This window comes from Pseudoduganella namucuonensis (genome assembly GCF_900116645.1).
Classification (GTDB): Bacteria; Pseudomonadota; Gammaproteobacteria; order Burkholderiales; family Burkholderiaceae_D; genus Rugamonas; species Rugamonas namucuonensis.
On record NZ_FPBO01000005.1, the window covers coordinates 216,446 to 233,451 of the forward strand.

The window sequence follows — 17,006 nt, forward strand, 5'->3', positions numbered from 1 at the left end:
TCCTTCAGCCTATCCGCTTGCGCATGCGCGCCAGCGGAACCAGCACGGGGCCGGGCAGCGGCAGCTCGAAGCGCTCCACGATCTCGAAGCCGGCGGCCAGGTACAGCGGCACGCCGGGCATGGTGGCGGCCAGTTCCAGCGTCCGGAACCCCGCCGCCAGCGCCTGCTCCTCGCAATGGCGCATCAAGCTCCGTCCCAGACCTTGCCGCGCCGCCCCGGGCGCCACGAAGAAGGCCCGTATCCGGCCGGCCTGCGTGGCCGCGTCGAGCAGCGGGTCGGGGCCGCTCTTGGCCTGGTCGCCGCCGAACAGCGTGGCGCGCTTGCTCCAGCCGCCGCACGCCAGCAGTTCCCCCTCCCGCTCGATGACGAAATAGGTGCCGTCCGCCACCAGTTGCGTGTCGACGCCGAACACGTGGCGCGTGATGGCCTCGGCCTGCTCCGGCGTGTAGAAGCCGGCGCTGAGCGCGATGCCCGAGCGCGCGATCAGCGCCTCCATGGCGGGGATGTCGGCGGGCAGCGCCGGCCTCGGTTCGATGGCGTGCTTGTGTGTCATTTCCATGATTTGTGGCCGTAATTGACGGCAAGTTTGCGCAAACGCATGTTTTTCTTCGGTATTATGACTGCATGTTCATGTTATCCGTTTTGCGTTGCTGCGTGTGCGCCGGCCTGCTGGCCGGGGCGGCCCCCGGCTGGGCGCGCGAGTTGCTCGTGGTGGGCGCGCATTTCGAGCGCGTGTTCGAACGCAGGCCGGACGGCCAGTTCTACGGCATCGGGCCCGACATCGTGCGCAAGGTGGCGCGCCAGAACGGCGACACCGTGCGCTTCGAGCTCTATCCCTGGGCGCGCGCGCAGGCGCTGGTGGCGCAGGGGCAGGCCGACATCCTGGTGGGACCCTACAAGTCGGCCGAGCGGCTGGAGAAGATGGCGTTCTCGCGTTCCGCCTTTTACCGCGACGACATGGTGTTCTACGCCCTGAGCGGCTCGGGCGCGCAGTGGAAGGGCGATTACGCGGCGCTGGAGGGCAAACCCATCGTGGTGATGAATGGCTGGGCCTACGGCGGGGAGTTCGACGCGGCCCGGCCCCGGCTGCGCATCAGCGTCGCCAACAATGTCGAAAACGGCTTGTTGATGCTGACCCATCGCCACGTGGCGCTGTTCGCCAGCAACCGGCGCAACACCGAGCCGGTGGTGGCGGCCCTGCGCATCGCCGGCCAGGTCGAGGCGCTGCCCAACGTGATCGGTGTGCAGGACGGCTATTTCGCCTTCCCCAGGGACGCGGAGCACGAGGCGGTCCGGCGCCGCTTCGACACGGTGTTCGACGCCCTGATCGCGGCCGGGGAATTGAAGCGCATGGGCCTGCGCTACGACGTCGACGTGCCCTGAGGCGCCGCCGGCGCCGATAGGCGCGGCGGGCCGGGCGCGGGTTAGCGCCGGGTCGGCGGCGTCAGGATGGACGGCAGGGCCTTGGGCAGCGTGGCGGGATAGTCGCGGCTGAAATGCAGGCCGCGGCTTTCGCGCCGCTGCAGCGCGCTGTTGACGATGAGCGCCGCCACGTCGACCAGGTTGCGCAGCTCCAGCAGGTCGCTGGTGATGCGGAAGTTGCGGTAGTACTCGTCGATCTCCTCCTTGAGCAGCGCGATGCGGTGCTGGGCGCGCTCCAGGCGTTTGGTGGTGCGCACGATGCCCACGTAGTTCCACATCGAGCGGCGCAGCTCGTCCCAGTTGTGGGCGATCACCACTTCCTCGTCGGCGTCGGTGACCCGGCTCTCGTCCCAGTCCGGCAGGTAGGGCGAGCCGTTGCGTTCCTGCGCCTCGATGTCCTGCGCGCAGGCGCGGCCGATGACCACGCATTCGAGCAGCGAGTTCGAGGCCAGGCGGTTGGCGCCGTGCAGGCCGGTGCAGGCGGTTTCGCCCACGGCGTATAGGCCGGGCAGGTCGGTGCGGCCGTACAGGTCGGTGACCACGCCGCCGCAGGTGTAGTGCGCCGCCGGCACGATGGGGATCGGCTGCCTGGTGATGTCGATACCCAGCTCCAGGCAGCGCGCGTAGATGGTGGGGAAGTGTTCGATCAGCCATTCGGCCGGCTTGTGGCTGATGTCCAGGTGCACATAATCGAGGCCGCGCTTCTTGATCTCGAAGTCGATCGCGCGCGCCACCACGTCGCGCGGGGCCAGTTCGGCGCGCTCGTCGTGGGCCAGCATGAAGCGGGCCCCGGCGGCCGCGCCGGCTTCCGGCGGCAGCTTGAGCAGGCCGCCCTCGCCGCGGATGGCTTCCGTGATCAGGAAGGATTTGGCGTAGGGGTGGTACAGGCAGGTCGGGTGGAACTGGATGAATTCCATGTTGGACACGCGGCAGCCCGCGCGCCAGGCCATGGCGATGCCGTCGCCGCTGGCGGTGTCCGGGTTGGTGGTGTACAGATAGACCTTGCCGGCGCCGCCGGTGGCCATCACGGTGTGCTCGGCGGCCACCGTGTGCACCTGGCCGGTCTTGACGTCCTGCACGTACAGGCCGTGGCACTTGGGCTGGGCGGTGTCGTGCGCCTGCCGCGGGCCCAGCTTGTCGGAGGTGATCAGGTCGATCGCGCAATGGTGCTCGAACAGGCTGATGTTCGGGTGCGCGCGCACCTTCTGCTCCAGCGTGATCTGGACCGCGTGGCCGGTGGCGTCGGCCGCGTGGATGATGCGGCGCTGGCTGTGGCCGCCCTCGCGCGTCAGGTGGAAGCCCAATTCGGCGGTGGCGTCGCGCGTGAACGGCACGCCCTGCTCGATCAGCCATTCGATGGCGGCGCGGCCGTTTTCGACGATGAAGCGGGTGGCGGCCTCGTCGCACAGGCCGCCGCCGGCCACCAGGGTGTCGGCGATATGCTGGTCGTGGCTGTCGCCGGAGTCGAGCACGGCGGCGATGCCGCCCTGGGCCCAGTTGCTGGCGCCGTCGAGCAGCTGGCGTTTGGAAATGATCGCCACCTTGCGCGTCTCGGCCAGGTGCAGCGCCACCGACAGGCCGGCCAGGCCGCTGCCGACTATAGCAACATCGAATTTCATGGTCTAAATCGTCATATTTGCTTGTAAAGAAGTAAGACTATAGACGATTTGCCGCGCGCGTGCGGCGCGGCGGCCATTTTAGTCAGTGTTGTGACCGCTCAATACCGCCGGGCATGCCGGGCGGCATCATGGGTTGCACCACCGCGCGCGCGGTGGCGCGGGCGCCCGCGCAGGCCGGCGGCGCCGATCGGAACCGTCAAGCCCAACGCGGAGGGCGCCATGCCGAAGACGAAAGTGCTGGTGGTGGAGGATGATCCCGGCCTGCAGCGCCAGCTGCGCTGGACCCTGGATGCTTACGAGGTGCTGCCGGCGGACGGCCCGGCCGCGGCCCTGGCGCAGTTGCGGCGGCACCAGCCGCCGGTGGTGACCATGGACCTGGGGCTGCCGCCCGAACCGAACGGCGCCGGCGTCGGCCTGACGCTGCTGCGCGACGTGCTGGCCATCGCGCCGGGCACCAAGGTGATCATCCTGTCGGGCAACCAGGACCGCGCCAACGTGCTGCACGCGATCGGCATGGGCGCCTACGATTTCCAGCAAAAGCCGCTGGACCCGGACCTGCTGCAACTGGTGATCGCCCGCGCGCTGTTCCTGCACGGGGTGCAGGAGGAGCACGGCCGCATGCGCCAGATCGAGGCCGATTCGCCGCTGTCCGGCATCATCAGCCGCGACCCGGCCATGCTCAAGCTGTGCCGCGGCGTGGAAAAGGTCGCGCCGTCGTCGGCCAGCGTCATGCTGCTGGGCGAATCGGGCTGCGGCAAGGAGTTGCTGGCGCGCGGCCTGCACCGGCTCGGCACCCGCCGCGAGCGGCGCTTCGTCGCCATCAACTGCGCGGCGATACCGGAGCAGCTGCTGGAGAGCGAGCTGTTCGGTTACGAGAAGGGCGCGTTCACCGGCGCGGCCCAGCGCACGCCGGGCAAGATCGAGCTGGCGCAGGGCGGCACCTTCTTCCTCGACGAGATCGGCGACATGGCGCCGCCGCTGCAGGCCAAACTGCTGCGCTTCCTGCAGGAGCGCGTGATCGAGCGGGTGGGCGGACGCAGCGAGATCGCGGTCGACGTGCGGGTGGTGTGCGCCACCCACCGCAAGCTCAAGGAGCTGGTCGAGGACGGGCGCTTCCGCGGGGACTTGTATTACCGGCTGAGCGAAATCGTGCTGACCATCCCGCCGCTGCGCGAGCGGGTCGGCGACGCGGTGCTGCTGGCCCACCATTTCCGCAACCGCTGCTGCGCCAGCGAGCGGCGCCACACCCTGCATTTCCGGCCCGAGGCGCTGGCCGCCATCGAGGCCTGGCAATGGCCGGGCAATGTGCGCGAACTGGAAAACTGCATCCGCCGCGCGGTCATCATGGCCGAGGGCCCGCAGATCACGCTGGAGGACCTGGGCCTGCCGCCGTGCGGCGCGGCCGAGGCCGAGAACATCAACCTGCGCCAGGCGCGCGACGCGGCCGAATACCGCGTGATGATCAAGGCGCTGGGGCGGGTCGACGGCAACATCCTGCGGGCGGCCGAGCTGCTGGGCGTCAGCCGCCCGACCCTGTACGACCTGATGAGCCACCACGGCATCCGGTGACCGCGGCCGCTCACCCCCCGCGCCGCGCCAGCAGCCTGTCGTACAGCGCCAGGTAGCGCGCCGCCATCGCGGCCAGACTGTGGTGGGCCATGACGTGGTGGCGGCCGCGATGGCCGTGCCGGCGCGCCAGGCCGGGGATGCGGTCGTAGTCGGCGATGGCGTTGGCCAGCACCGGCGGCTCGCCCGGCGGCACCAGCGTGCCGGTCCAGCCGGCCTGTATCAGCTGGGCGTGGTCGCCGCCCGTCGCCGCCACGACCGCCAGCCCGCTGGCCATCGCCTCCAGGATGTGCTGGCCGCTGCAGCCATGGGCGGCCGGCGCGACGAACACATCCATTGAACGCATCAGCCTGGCCACGTCGTCGCGCGCGCCGGGCAGCCAGGCCAGCCGCTCGGCGCCGGCCTGGCGCAGCAGCGCCTGGCAGTGGGCGCGCTCCGGGCCGTCGCCGGCGATCAGCAGGCGCAACGGCGCCTCGCGCGGGTCGCAGCCCTCCAGCAGCAGCAGGAAGGCGCGCACCAGTTGCGCGTGGCCGTGCCCCTCGTCCATCGCGCCGGCCGCGCCGATCACGAAGGCCTGGTCGCACAGGAAGCCGGGCGGACCGACCGACGCCGGCGCCGGGCCCAGGCGCGGGTGGAATTGCACGCTGTCGACCGCGCGGTGGCCGGCGCCGTGGCCGGGCGGCGGGCCGAACAGGCGCGACAGCCACGGTCCCACGCCATGGCGCCGCGGCGCGCCGGCCATGCTGGCGCGTTCCAGCCGCACCGGCACGCCGGCGGCGGCCGCCAGCCACTGCGCGGCCGCGCTGTGCGTGTGCACCAGCACCGGCCGCAGGCGCTTGAGCGCGCCGAACAGGCGCAGGCCGCCGTGCCAATCCAGGCCCCGGTCCTGCGGCTGGACGCCGCCGGCCGGCCCCACGCGCAGGCGCGATTGCAGCCCGATCACCTGCGCGGTGCTGCCGTCGTGGCGCAGTTCCCACTCCGCGTCGCCGCGCAGGCTCAGTATCATGTGGCGGTAGCGGCCCGGCGGCATGTGGCGCAGCAGCGTGAGCAGGCTGGTTTCCTCGCCGTCGCCGGCCCGGCGGTCGATCAGGTGCACGATCAGCGGCAACGGCGCGCCAGGCGCCGGCGCGGCAACGGCAGTCTCGGTCAGCGGCAGCATGGCGCGGCTCCTTGTGGTTGGCTGGGTTGGACGGGGCGTCCGCTAGCGGTCGTAGCCATGGCGGGCGCTGGCCGGCAGGGCGCGGGTCTTGTTGTAGACGAGGTGTATATGCTTGCAGGACTCGATCTGGCGCAGCGCCTCGCGCAGCGCGGCCTGGGTGGTCGATTCGGCCTCCACCACCAGCACCACCTGGCCCATCTGCGCCGCCAGCACGCCGGCCTCGGTGGTCAGCAGCAGCGGCGGCGAATCGAACACCACGATGCGGTCGGCGTAGCGGTTGGCGATCTCGCTCAACAATTCGCTCATGTCCCGGCTGGCCAGCAGTTCGGTGGCCTGCCGGTTGCTGCGGCCGGCGGGGAGGATGCTGAGGGCGGGCACATTGGTTTTCAGGATCACGTCCGACAGTGTCAGCCGCTGGTCCAGCAGGATGTCCATCAGGCCGGCGTGCTCGCCCAGGCCCAGCACGCCCGGCATGGATGGCCGGGCCACGTCGGCGTCGACCAGTAGCACCGTGGTGTCGCGTTCCATGGCGATGCTGAGCGCCAGGTTGATGGCGCAATATGTCTTGCCTTCGCCGGGCAGCGCGCTGCAGACGATGATCAGGTTGGCGTGCGGGCGGGGGCTGCCGTCCTCGGCGCGCAGGTTGCGCAGCAGCGGCCGCTTGATGATGCGGAAGTCCTCGGCCACCGGCGAGCGGCCGCCCTCGTGCGTGACCATGCCCAGTTCCGCGAGCCGCCGCAGGTCGATCGCGACGGCGCGCGGGGCGGCGCCCGGGTGCTCGCTCGGCGCCGCGTCCTTCATTCGAGCAGCAGGGCGTAGCTCATCACCCCCCCGTAGCCGAGCAGCAACGTGGCCAGCACCGTGCCGAGGCCGGCCTTGTCGCGCCGGCGCCGCGCCAGTTGGGCCGGCGTCCAGTTCATCGCCACCGTGCCGATCACCGACAGGCCGGTGAAGGCGCGCAGCTCGGCCGCGCTGAGGAAGGTCGGCCGCGCCTGGCTGGTGGCGATCGCGGCCACGCCGCCGGCCGCCAGCGCGGCCGCCAGCACGGCGCTGTAATACAGCGGCCGGTTCGGGCCCACGGGGCGGGCCGGCATGGTGGGCGGATCGATGATGCGGAAGTTCATCATCTCGGTGGTGGCGCTCAAGTCGCCCGACAGTCTGGCCGCCTCGCGCTTGCCCAGCAGCTTTTCATAATTCTCCTTGTTCACGTCGTAGTCGCGGTTCAGTTGCGCCAGCTGCGATTCGACCTCCGGCACCGCCTTGCTTTGCCGCTGCAGCCGCTCGTGGCGCAGGCCCAGTTCGCGCACGCGCACGCGCATGGCGGCGACGCGGGCGTCGGCCTCGGTCAGCGCCACCCGCAACTGCTGCTGCACGGGACTGTGGAGCAGGGCCGGGTCGGCGCGCGGCGCGGGCGCCGCGTTCTCCTCGCGCCGGCGCAGTTCCAGCTGCGCCAACAGGCGGCGGGCGGCGACGATGTCCGGGTGCAGGTCGGTGTATTGCAGGCGCAGGCCGTCCAGGTTTTTGTTGAGCGCGTCGATGCGCGCGTCCAGCGCCGGCGTGGCCGCGCCGGCCAGCGCGCCGTCCGCCGCCGCGCCGTCCACCTGGGAGCGGATGGCGTCGCGCGACTGCTCCGCCTCGGCCAGATCCAGCCGCGCCGCGCCCAGCGCGTCGGCCGACAGCAGCAGCTGGGCGCCGTAGTCGACGCCCTGGCGTGGCAGCAGCGCGCTGTTTTGCATCTTGAATTCCTTCAGCGTGTTCTCGGCGGCCACCAGCCTGGCCTCGTAGGTCTTGATCTGTTCGTCGATGAACTGCATGGCCTTTTGCGTGTCGGCCTTCTTGCCCTTGAAGCTGCCCTCGACGAAGATGGCCAGCAGCGACTGCACCACGTCGCGCACCTTCTTCGGGTCGTGGTGGTGATAGGTGATGGTGTAGATGTCGTAGCTGCCGGTGCCGGCGATGCGGATCTTGCCCATCAGCTCCTCGAGTTGCCGTTCATGCTCGCGCGGCGAGGTGGCTTCCAGGTCCAGGTCGGCCATGCGCATGACGCGCTCGACGTTGGGGCGGCTGAGCAGGGTGCGGCTCATGATGGCGACCTGCTGCTCGACGTTGGGCACGCTGGTCATGCCCGACAGCAGGGGCTTGAGTATGCTCTGGGTGTCGACATACACGCGCGCCGAACTCTGGTAGTCGTCCGGCAGCGCCGTGACGCCGGCCCAGCCGGCCACCGCCAGCATCCACGACACGCCCGCGGCCAGCCAGCGGTATTTCCAGATTCCGCGTGCGTTCGTCAGCAACTGGTTGATGAACTCTTCCATGTGCGCAGGCTCCCATGGCACGGATTATAGAGACGGGCGCAAGCGGGCCGGTCATTAACTGGCCGCCGCTTGCGCCGCGTCAAACCGCCGTTCCGGACGCTAGCCGGCGCGGCGCCGGCGGACCAGCGCGATGCCCATCAGGCCGGCCGCCATCACCGTCAGCGTGGCCGGTTCCGGCACGTTTTGCGTCGCGTTCGCGAACGAATTGTGCTGGATCGTGATCTGGTAGGTCTGGTTGGCCTTCAGCAGGCCGCTGACGGCGCTGAACAGCGTGGCGCCCGGCGCGTAGACCACGTTGTCGGGCGCGGCGTGGGTGGCGCTGACCGCGCTGAGCGAGTTCAGCGCGTCGGGCGCGTAGTTCAGGACGCTGGCGTGGGTGGTCATGTTGATGATGTTCAGGCTCCACGAGAGACGGGCGTTGGCGTCCGAGACGGCGCCCGCGCCCGGCGTGACCAGCGCGCGCGTGTAGGGATTGCCGGTGAACGACACCGTCATCGTGTCGTCGGCGGCGCCCATGGTGAAGGCGAAAGTGGTGGAGGTGCCGACGTCCGAGTTGCCGGCCGCGACGGCGTTGACGGAGGTGGAGGCGTCGGCCCGGGTCGAGGCGTTGGCGCCGGCCGGCGTCGCGCCGACCCGGATGGCCGCCCCGGTCAGGCGCTGGTCCGCGTAGCCGTAGGTGGTGGTCACCGGCGGCAGGCCCGCGATGGGCGCGAAGTTGTCCTCGGCCAGCGGGAAGCAGGCGCCCACGCACTGGTGGGCCACGTTCGGCGCCACCGCGGCCGTGATCGAGCGGGTGTCGGCGCCGTTGTCGAACACGTTGTTCAGTTCGGCGGTGGCGTGGGCGTTGTTGTTGCCGGCCAAGGTGGAAAAATCGCCGACACTGTAGGCGGTGCCGTTCGCGTGCAGCAGGCGGAAGTTGGTGATGTTCAGGATCGAGGAGGCGAAGGTGGCCGCCTGGGCGGGAACGGCGGCGAAGCCCAGGCTGGCGGCCAGTGCGGTCAGCAGATAAGCTTTCTTGGTGGTTTGCATGGCGTGCTACTCCTTGGTTGACGAGCGGGGTGTGGGCCGCAAAGGCTTGCGGTCTACCTTGTGATAGCAGCGTTCATGCCAAGCTTTTTTCCCCATTAAAATCAAGCGCTTGCGCCGGCGCCGCGGCGCGCCCATGTCATTTTGCCAAGAAAAGCGACACCGCCGCTGAAAAACGCCGGCCCGCGCGGAACTCCGCCGCAGGCCGGCTGTCTCACGGATATCCCCAAGCGAGGAGCATCCGTGCCCAAGCAAGACGACACCATCATCTCATTCGAGGCGCAAGCCGCCCCCGGCCTGAGCGACCTGATGATAGGCGAGGCCCCGCCCGATCCGGCGCTCGACCACGCGATCGACCAGCAGGTGTTCCACCTGCGCATGGCCAATTCGCGCGGGCAGCGGGAGGCGGCGACGCTGTTGCTGAAAAAAATGTACGGCTGGCGCGGCTACGACGTCGATCCGTCCGCCCACCACGCGCTGAACCGGATCACGCTGTACGCGGAGACGGGCGGCCGGACCGTCGGCACCATGTCGCTGTGCCTGGACGACCCGGACATCGGCCTGCCGGCCGACGAGAACTTCCGCGACCAACTCGACCTGCTGCGCGCCGCGGGGCGGCGCCTGTGCGAACCGTCGCGGCTGGCCATCGACAAGGGCGTGACGCGCCGCGTGTTCGCCGGCCTGATCCACATCTCCTACATCTACGCCCACAACATCCACAGCTACAGCGACTACGTGATCGAGGTCAATCCGCGGCACGCGATGTTCTACAAGCGCATGCTGGGCTTCCAGGAACTGTGCGGCGAGCGCCAGTGCACGCGGGTGGGCGCGCCCGCCGTGCTGCTGCGCATGGACCTGGAGCACATGGCCGAGCGGATACGCCAGTTCGGCGGCCAGATGGAGCAGGCGGCGGAGCGCTCCTTCTACCCCTATTTCTTCCCCATCGGCGACGAGCCCGGCATCACCGCGCGGCTGATGCGGGGCCGGAGCTAGCGATGGAAGCCGGCCTCGCCGCCGCGCTGGCGCATTGGCGCGCGCGGCTCGGGCCCGAACGGGTGCGCGACGACCCGGCCACGCTGGACGCCTACGCGCGCAGCACCTCGTCCTGGAGCACGCGTCCGGCCGCCGTGCTGCGGCCGCTGACACGGGACGAGGTGGTGCACGTGGTCGGCGGCGCGGCCGCGCACGGGATGGCGCTGTACCCGATCAGCACCGGCCGCAACTGGGGCTACGGCGACGCCTGCGCGCCGCGGGACGGCCAGGTCATCGTCGACCTGGGCGGCATGAACCGCATCCTGGAGGTCGACGCCGAGCTGGCCTACGCCGTGGTCGAGCCCGGGGTCACGCAGCGCCAGCTGTCGGACTACCTGCTGGAGAGGGACTTGCCGCTGTGGATGGACTGCACCGGCGCCGGGCCGGACACCAGCCTGGTCGGCAACATCCTGGAGCGCGGCTTCGGCCACTCCCCCTACGGCAACCGCCTGCTGCACATCAGCGGCATGGAGATCGTGCTGGCCACCGGCGAGCTGCTGCAAACCGGCTTCGGCCACTACGCGGGCGCCCAGGGCACGCGGGTGTTTCCGTACGGTCTGGGGCCGTGGCTGGACGGCCTGTTCACGCAGTCCAACTACGGCATCGTCACCAGCCTGGGCTTGTGGCTGATGCCGAAAACCGCCGTCGTCAACCACTTCCTGTGCATGGTGCCGCGGCACGAGCAGATCGCCGCCGTGGTCGACGCGCTGCGGCCGCTGCGGCTGGACGGCACCTTGCGCAGCACCGTGCATATCGGCAACGACCTGCGCGTCATCTCGGGCGGCGCCACCTATCCGCATGAACGCGCCGGCGGCGTGTCGCCGCTGCCGCCGGCGCTGCGGGAGGCGCTGCGCCGGGAGGCGGGGATCGGCGCCTGGATCGTGTCCGGCGCCCTGTACGGCAGCGGGCGGCAAGTGGCCGCCGCCAAGCACGCGCTGCGGCGGGCGCTGCGCCACACCGGCGCCGCGCCCCGCTTCCTGGACGACCGCAAGCTCGACGCCGGCGCCTTCGCCGCGCGCCTGCTGGGCGGCACGGCCGTCGGGCGGCGCATCGCGGCGCGGGTGGCGCTGGGACGCTCGCTGCTGGCGATGAACCGCGGCGTGCCGGACGGCCGTTTCCTGGCGGGCGCCTACTGGCGGCGGCGCGGCGGCGTGCCGCCGGACTTCCCGGCGCACGCCGATCCCGCGCGCGACAACTGCGGCCTGCTGTGGATCTCGCCCGTGCTGCCCCTGCGCGGCGCCGACCTGCTGCGCGTGCACGCGCTGGCCGAGCCGGTGTTCCGGCTGCACGGCTTCGACCTGTTCGCCACCTACAGCATGATCAATGAACGCGCGCTGGGCGGCGTGCTGACGGTGGCCTACGACAAGGAGGACGAGGACGAATCGGCGCGCGCCATGATGTGCTACCGCCAGATGTTCGACGCCGTCATGGCGGCCGGCTACGTCCCCTACCGCGTCGGCCTGCAGTCGATGGCCGACCTGGACCCCGGCGGCGACAGCCACTGGCGCGTGGCGGCCCGCATCAAGGCCGCGCTCGATCCGCGCGGCGTCATCGCGCCCGGGCGCTACCAGCCGCCCAGCAGCGCCTTCACCTCGTCCTGACGGGGAAAGTCGCGGTCGGCCAGCAGCAGTTCGAACTGGCGGCGCGCCGCCGGACGGTCGCCCGTCCTCATCAGCGCGCTGGCGTAGCGGAAGCGGATGTCGCCCACCCGCGGCGCGGCGTCGCTGGCCTTCTTCAGCATGGGCAGGGCGCGCTCCGGCTGGCCCTGTTCCAGCAAGATCCCGCCCAGCGTGTCGGCCACCGCCGGATTGGACGGCGCCAGCCGGTAGGCCCGCTCGGCGTAGGCGAGGGCGCGCTTGTCCTTGAGTTGCTGGCTGGCCCAGGCCAGGTCGTTCAGCGCCACCACGTGCTCGGGATCGGCCTCGACGACCCGCTCGTATTGCGCGACGGCGCCCGCGTAGTCGCGCGCCTGGCTCAGCGCGCTGGCGAGGTAGAGGCGGGTGGGGGTGTCGCGCGGATGGTATTCCAGGTATTGCCGGATGCGCTGCGCGGCGTCCCCGCTCCTGCCCGTCGCGCTCAGCGCGCGGTGCACCGCGATCGCCATCGGGCCGCTCTGTTCACGGCCGTAGGCCTGCTCGAACAGCTTGAGGGCCTGCGGCGCCTGGCCGCGCGCCATCAGGATCTCGCCCTCCAGCTTGTAGCCCAGGCCCGCGTCCGGATGCCGCCGCTGCGCCGCGCGCGCCACCTCCAGCGCCTCCAGCCACGCGCGCCGCTCGGTCAGCAGCCGCACCGCCGTCTGCTGCGCCACGCCGAGGTCCGGCTCCAGTTCCAGCGCCTTGCGGACGGCGGCGAGCGCCTCGTCGCGCTGGTTCAGGCCCATCAGCGTGCCGGCCAGCCGCATCTGCGCCAGCGCCGACTCCGGCTGCATGGCCGCCAGCGCGGCGTGGCTTTCCAGCGCCGCCTCGTGATCGCCGCTGGCGGTCTGCGACTCGGCCAGCACCGTCAGCGCCTCGGCGCTGGCGGGATGGGCCGAATGCAGCTTCTGGGCCAACGTCAACGCCTTTTGCCGCTCGCCCGCGCGCAGGTAATAGTTGGCCAGCAGCAGCGACGGGGCCAGCGCGTCCGGCTGCTGCCTGCTGGCGCGCTCCAGCCAGGCCATGGCCTCCGCCGGCCGGCCCTGGGCGGTGGCCAGCCTGGCCAGCTCGGTCATCAGCACGCCGTTGCGCGGGTCCCTGGCCAGCGCGGCCTCGTAGCGCTGGCGCGCGCGCTCGGGCTGGCGGGCCAGCGTGTCCAGCTGCGCCAGGTTTTGCAGCGCCGGCAGATAGCCCGCCTCCAGCGCCAGCGCCGCCTCGAACGCCTTGCGCGCGCCCTCGGTGTCGCGCTGCGCCAGCAGCACGCCGCCCTTCAGGTTTTGCACGGCGGGGTTGTTGCCCCGCGCCTCCAGCGTGCGCACGGCCGCCAGCGCCTTGGCGTGGTCGCCGTTGCGCAGGTGGGTGAGCACCAGCAGGGGGCCGGCGCGCGGGGTGGCCGCGTCCATGCCGAGCGCGCGCTCAAGTTCGGCGATGGCGCGCGGGCCGTCGCCCTTGCCGAGATGGCTGGCGCCCAGCGCGGCCCGCAAGGCGGGCTTGGCCGGCGCCAGTTCCGTGGCGCGCTGCAGCAGCTCGGCGGCGCGGGTGAACTGCCGCGCCCGCATGTGCGCGTCGCCGGCGGCGGCCAGCAATTCCACGTCGTCGGGATGCTTTTCCAGCAGCGGCGCCAGCAGCCGGATCGCCTCGTCCGCCTTGCCGGCCCGCAGCGCCAGCCCGGCCATCAGCTTGCCGGCGTACAGGTGGCCGGGCTCGGCCTGGAGGAAGCGGCCCAGATACTGCTCGGCCTGCGCGCCATTGTTCAACTCGTACTGCACGGCGCCGGCCAGCAGCAGACTGGGCAGATGGTCGGGGGCCGCCCGCAGCACCAGTTGCAGGTGCTCGAGCGCGCCATGCAGGTTCTTCTCGCGGAAATTGAGCAGCGCCTGCGTGTAAATCACCTGCAGGCCGCCGGGGGCGATCTTGCGCGCGGCGGCCAGCATGGCCTTGGCCTCGGCGTGCCTGCCGGCCTCGATCTGGATGCCGGCGGCGTCCACGCGGGCTTGCAGGTTGCCGGGCAGGTTTTTGATGATCTCCAGGTGGCGCGCCAGCGCTTGGTCCAGCTTGCCATCCATGCGCAGCAAATCGCCCTTCATGCGCAGGGCGTCCGGATCGACCGGCCGGGCGGCCAGCGCGGCGTCCACGTGGGCGTGGGCCTGCGCCGCGTCCTGGACCTGCAGCGCCAGCCTGGCCTTGCCCAGCAGGGCGGCGACGTGGCCGGGCTGCCGGCTCAGCGCCTGCTCGAACAGGGCGGCCGCCTCGTTGCGCCGATGCAGCCCCAGCAGCGCGTAGCCGCGCAAGGCCAGCAGTTCCGGCGCGCCGCCCTCGGCGGGCATCAACGCCAGCGTCTCCTCGTATTGTTGTTGCAGCAGCATGGTCCGGGCCAGCCGGGGCAGCGCCTCGGCCGCCGGCGCGCCGAGCTCGCGCGCGCGGCGGAATTCCTTGTCGGCGGACAACACGTCGCCGCTGTCCAGATACACGTCGCCCAGCAGCATGCGCGCCGCGCCATGGCCGGGCGCGTGTTGCAGGGCGTTCTTCAGTTCGATGACGGCGGCCTTGCTCTCGCCCTTGCGCTGGTATTCCCTGGCGCCGGCGACCAGGTGGTCGGGATCGGCGCCGTGTTTGCAGGCGGGCAGGGTGGAGGCGATCAGCGCGGCGGCCAGCGCGGCGCGCAGGGACGGGGGCAGGGGGGGCATGGGGCTCTCCTCGACAGAAGTAGACCCCCAGCGTAGGTGTAGGCCGGGCCGCCGCTGTTGATCGCCCTCAACTGTGAAGGCTAAGCAGCGACGGGTTGTGGAAACCGTTGTTTTGCGCGCGGCCCAGGTGGGAGCCGGCGCGCTGCACGGCGCTGATCAGGCCGCGCTGGGTGGCCACCACCACCGCGTGGGTGCGGGCCGTGGCGTCGAGCTTGCTCATCAGGCCCTTCACATGGGTCTTGACCGTGCCCACGCCGATGCCCAGCTCGCGGGCGATGGATTTGTTGCAGCAGCCCTGGGCCAGCAGGCGCAGCACGTCCGTCTCGCGGCCGGTCAGCGTTTCGCGGCTCAGGCTGTCGGCCACGCAACGGGTGACGGCCTCGCTCAGGTAGCGCAGGCCCTGGCCCAGCTGGCGCACCGCCTTGACCAGCTCCTCGGCGCTGCAGCCTTGCAGCAGGTAGCCGTGCACGCCGCTGTCCATCGCCATGCGCACCTCCCATTCCTTGTCGAACTGGGTCACGATCAGCACGCGCGGGGCGTGGCTGTAGCGGTCCTGCGGCATCTGGCGGCTGGCGGCGATGGCGCCCTGGTAATCGGCCACGATCACATGGGCCATGCTCAGCGCGTGCGGGCAAACGGCGTGGGTGGAGACGGCGAACTCCGCGTGTTCGCCCAGGATGGCGCGCAAGCCGGCCGTCATGACCGCGTCTTCATGCATGATGTGGACATAAGTGGGGGATGGCTGCATGGTCTTTCTCCTACGTGGCGCAGCAGCGGGAGCTGTTGCTTCTGTTGCATTTATGATCGCCGGGCAACGTAGGCAGGGCAAGTTAAGTGATGTTAAACGCGGTTAACGGGGACGGTTCGGGGACGGTCGCCGGGCGCCTGCGCGGCCATCAGCCAGGCCAGCAGCGCCATCGGCGGCAGCAGGCCGTAAAACCCGGCGTAAATATATGCAAACGCGCCGCCGATCGCGCCCAGGCCGAAGGCGGCCACCGGCCACATGAATTTGACGCAGCGCTGGCGCACGGTGCCGTCGGCCGCGCCGCGCCCCACGTCCACCAGGTCGAGCACGAGCTGGGTGACGTTGCCGGTCATGACGGTGGTGGGGGTCAGGTTCTGCAGTAGCAGGCGGGCGTAGGCGTTCTGCACGCCCATGGCGGCGGCGCCCGCCGCGCCGGCCAGCAGGGCCAGCGGCGCGTCCGGCGCGCGCAGCGGGTCCGCCAGCAGGCCCAGCGCCATGAACGCGCCCAGCAGCAGCAACTGCAGGCCCAGCACGGAGCGCAGCGGCGCGTGGCCGCCGCGTTCCAGGCGCAGGATGTAGAGCCGGGTGCAGGCCACGGCGACGACGAAGGCGGCGAACGCCAGCAGCTTGATCAACACGCCGCCGCGGCCGGAGCCGGCCAGCTCGGCGCCGATCAGCACGAAGTTGCCCGTCACGTGGGCGGTGAACAGGCCGAACAGGGCGACAAAGCCCAGGGTGTCGACGTAGCCGGCGATGAAGCCCAGTGTGGTCGCCTGCCGCGCCGCCGTGTTTTCCGCTGTGCCGTCCGTCATGTATGCCGCCTCCTCGATTGAAAGCAGCCACTCTAACGCGGGCCGGACCGGACCGATTCTCCCTTAAGCCCTAGCGGCGAGATCCCATGAGGGGGTGTCCTGGAAGGACTCGGCCAGGAAATCGATCATCACCCGCACCTTGGCGCTCAGGTGGCGGCGGCTGGGGTAGACCGCCTGGATGTCGATGTCGGGCAGCCGGTGGTCGGGCAGCACCCGCAGCAGCCGCCCCTCGCGCAGGTCCGCGCCGACCAGGAAGGTCGGCTGCAGGATCACGCCCTGGCCGCCCAGCGCCACGGCGCGCGCGGTGTCGCCGTTGTTGGTGCGCAGGATGAAGGGCACGCGGACGGTGTGCTCCTTGCCCGCCGGATCGAACACCACCCAGTCGTCGCTGGCCATGTAGCTGTAGCCTATGCAGTCGTGCCCCAGCAGGTCGGACGGCGTCCGCGGCGTGCCGCGCCGCGCCAGGTAGTCCGGCGACGCGCACAGCACGTGGCGCGAGCTGGCCAGTTTGCGCGCCACGTGGGCGGTGGAGCCGGCGCGCGAAATGCGCACCGCCATGTCGTAGCCCTCCTCGACGATGTCGACCACGCGGTCGATCAGCGCGATCTCCAGTTGCACATCGGGATAGCGCTCCATGAAGCGGGGCCACAGCGGCGCCAGGTGCTGCACGCCGAAACTGAGCGGCGCGTTGATGCGCAGCAGGCCGCGCGGCTGCATGGCGGCCGACGAGACGATGGCCTCGGCCTCGGCCACCTCGTCCAGGATGGACTTGGCGCGCTCGAACAGCGCCTCGCCGCTGGAGGTGAGCGACATGCGGCGCGAACTGCGGTTCAGCAAGCGGGTGTGGAGATGGCTTTCGAGATCGCTGATGTAGCGGGTGACATTGGCGGGGGAGGTGTCCAGCGCCTCGGCGGCGCGGGCGAAGCCCTCCTTGCGGACCACTTCGACAAAGACTTCCAGCGCGCGCAGGCGGTCCATCGGACTGGCCG

Annotated in this window: 14 protein-coding genes; 4 read left to right on the forward strand and 10 right to left on the reverse strand. The window is 71.0% G+C overall.

From position 1 onward, the window contains the following. Nucleotides 1–4: 4 nt before the first annotated feature. Entirely contained in the window at nucleotides 5–559 is a 555-nt protein-coding gene (locus tag BM436_RS07805) for a GNAT family N-acetyltransferase (RefSeq protein ID WP_307664728.1), read from the reverse strand. A gap of 71 nt (nucleotides 560–630) precedes the next feature. On the opposite strand from BM436_RS07805, the gene BM436_RS07810 reads away from it, so the two are divergent. After that, nucleotides 631–1,383, forward strand: coding sequence for a substrate-binding periplasmic protein (locus BM436_RS07810; protein WP_093555016.1), 753 nt, complete (start codon nucleotides 631–633; stop codon nucleotides 1,381–1,383). 41 nt (nucleotides 1,384–1,424) lie between these two features. Here BM436_RS07810 and nadB read toward each other — a convergent pair whose 3' ends face one another. After that, nucleotides 1,425–3,041: an L-aspartate oxidase gene (nadB, locus tag BM436_RS07815; protein ID WP_093554948.1), complete on the reverse strand. Its 1,617-nt coding sequence runs from the start codon at nucleotides 3,039–3,041 to the stop codon at nucleotides 1,425–1,427. A gap of 219 nt (nucleotides 3,042–3,260) precedes the next feature. On the opposite strand from nadB, the gene prsR reads away from it, so the two are divergent. Further along, on the forward strand, nucleotides 3,261–4,610 hold the full coding sequence (gene prsR / locus BM436_RS07820) for a PEP-CTERM-box response regulator transcription factor (RefSeq protein WP_093554949.1): 1,350 nt from the start codon (nucleotides 3,261–3,263) through the stop codon (nucleotides 4,608–4,610). Between the two features lie 10 nt (nucleotides 4,611–4,620). Here prsR and BM436_RS07825 read toward each other — a convergent pair whose 3' ends face one another. From BM436_RS07825 to BM436_RS07840, 4 genes are all read right to left on the reverse strand, one after another. Then, nucleotides 4,621–5,766, reverse strand: coding sequence for a glycosyltransferase (locus tag BM436_RS07825; RefSeq protein ID WP_093554950.1), 1,146 nt, complete (start codon nucleotides 5,764–5,766; stop codon nucleotides 4,621–4,623). A gap of 42 nt (nucleotides 5,767–5,808) precedes the next feature. Further along, on the reverse strand, nucleotides 5,809–6,567 hold the full coding sequence (locus BM436_RS07830; RefSeq protein ID WP_093554951.1) for an XrtA-associated tyrosine autokinase: 759 nt from the start codon (nucleotides 6,565–6,567) through the stop codon (nucleotides 5,809–5,811). Then, entirely contained in the window at nucleotides 6,564–8,081 is a 1,518-nt protein-coding gene (locus tag BM436_RS07835) for an XrtA system polysaccharide chain length determinant (RefSeq protein WP_093554952.1), read from the reverse strand. Before BM436_RS07835 ends, BM436_RS07830 begins: the two co-directional genes overlap by 4 nt. A gap of 99 nt (nucleotides 8,082–8,180) precedes the next feature. Next, the gene (locus tag BM436_RS07840) at nucleotides 8,181–9,110 is read right to left on the reverse strand and encodes a PEP-CTERM sorting domain-containing protein (RefSeq protein WP_093554953.1); all 930 of its coding nucleotides are present in this window, start codon (nucleotides 9,108–9,110) and stop codon (nucleotides 8,181–8,183) included. Nucleotides 9,111–9,350: 240 nt separating this feature from the next. Between BM436_RS07840 and BM436_RS07845 the strand changes: the two genes are divergently transcribed. Next, the gene (locus tag BM436_RS07845) at nucleotides 9,351–10,100 is read left to right on the forward strand and encodes an N-acyl amino acid synthase FeeM domain-containing protein (protein WP_093554954.1); all 750 of its coding nucleotides are present in this window, start codon (nucleotides 9,351–9,353) and stop codon (nucleotides 10,098–10,100) included. Between the two features lie 2 nt (nucleotides 10,101–10,102). After that, complete coding sequence (locus tag BM436_RS07850; protein ID WP_093554955.1) at nucleotides 10,103–11,740, forward strand: FAD-binding oxidoreductase; 1,638 nt, start codon at nucleotides 10,103–10,105, stop codon at nucleotides 11,738–11,740. Here BM436_RS07850 and prsT read toward each other — a convergent pair. The 4 genes from prsT to BM436_RS07870 form a co-directional block, all read right to left on the reverse strand. Next, nucleotides 11,704–14,460, reverse strand: a complete 2,757-nt coding sequence (prsT, locus tag BM436_RS07855; protein WP_093554956.1) for an XrtA/PEP-CTERM system TPR-repeat protein PrsT — start codon at nucleotides 14,458–14,460, stop codon at nucleotides 11,704–11,706. The two genes, BM436_RS07850 and prsT, sit on opposite strands and share 37 nt — an antisense overlap. Nucleotides 14,461–14,527: 67 nt before the next feature. After that, nucleotides 14,528–15,208, reverse strand: a complete 681-nt coding sequence (locus BM436_RS07860) for a response regulator transcription factor (protein ID WP_229489572.1) — start codon at nucleotides 15,206–15,208, stop codon at nucleotides 14,528–14,530. Between the two features lie 92 nt (nucleotides 15,209–15,300). Further along, nucleotides 15,301–16,017 (reverse strand): YoaK family protein, encoded by a 717-nt coding sequence (locus tag BM436_RS07865; RefSeq protein ID WP_093554958.1) that lies wholly within the window; start codon nucleotides 16,015–16,017, stop codon nucleotides 15,301–15,303. Between the two features lie 63 nt (nucleotides 16,018–16,080). Then, nucleotides 16,081–16,995, reverse strand: coding sequence for a LysR family transcriptional regulator (locus BM436_RS07870; RefSeq protein WP_093554959.1), 915 nt, complete (start codon nucleotides 16,993–16,995; stop codon nucleotides 16,081–16,083). Between the last annotated feature and the right edge of the window lie 11 nt (nucleotides 16,996–17,006).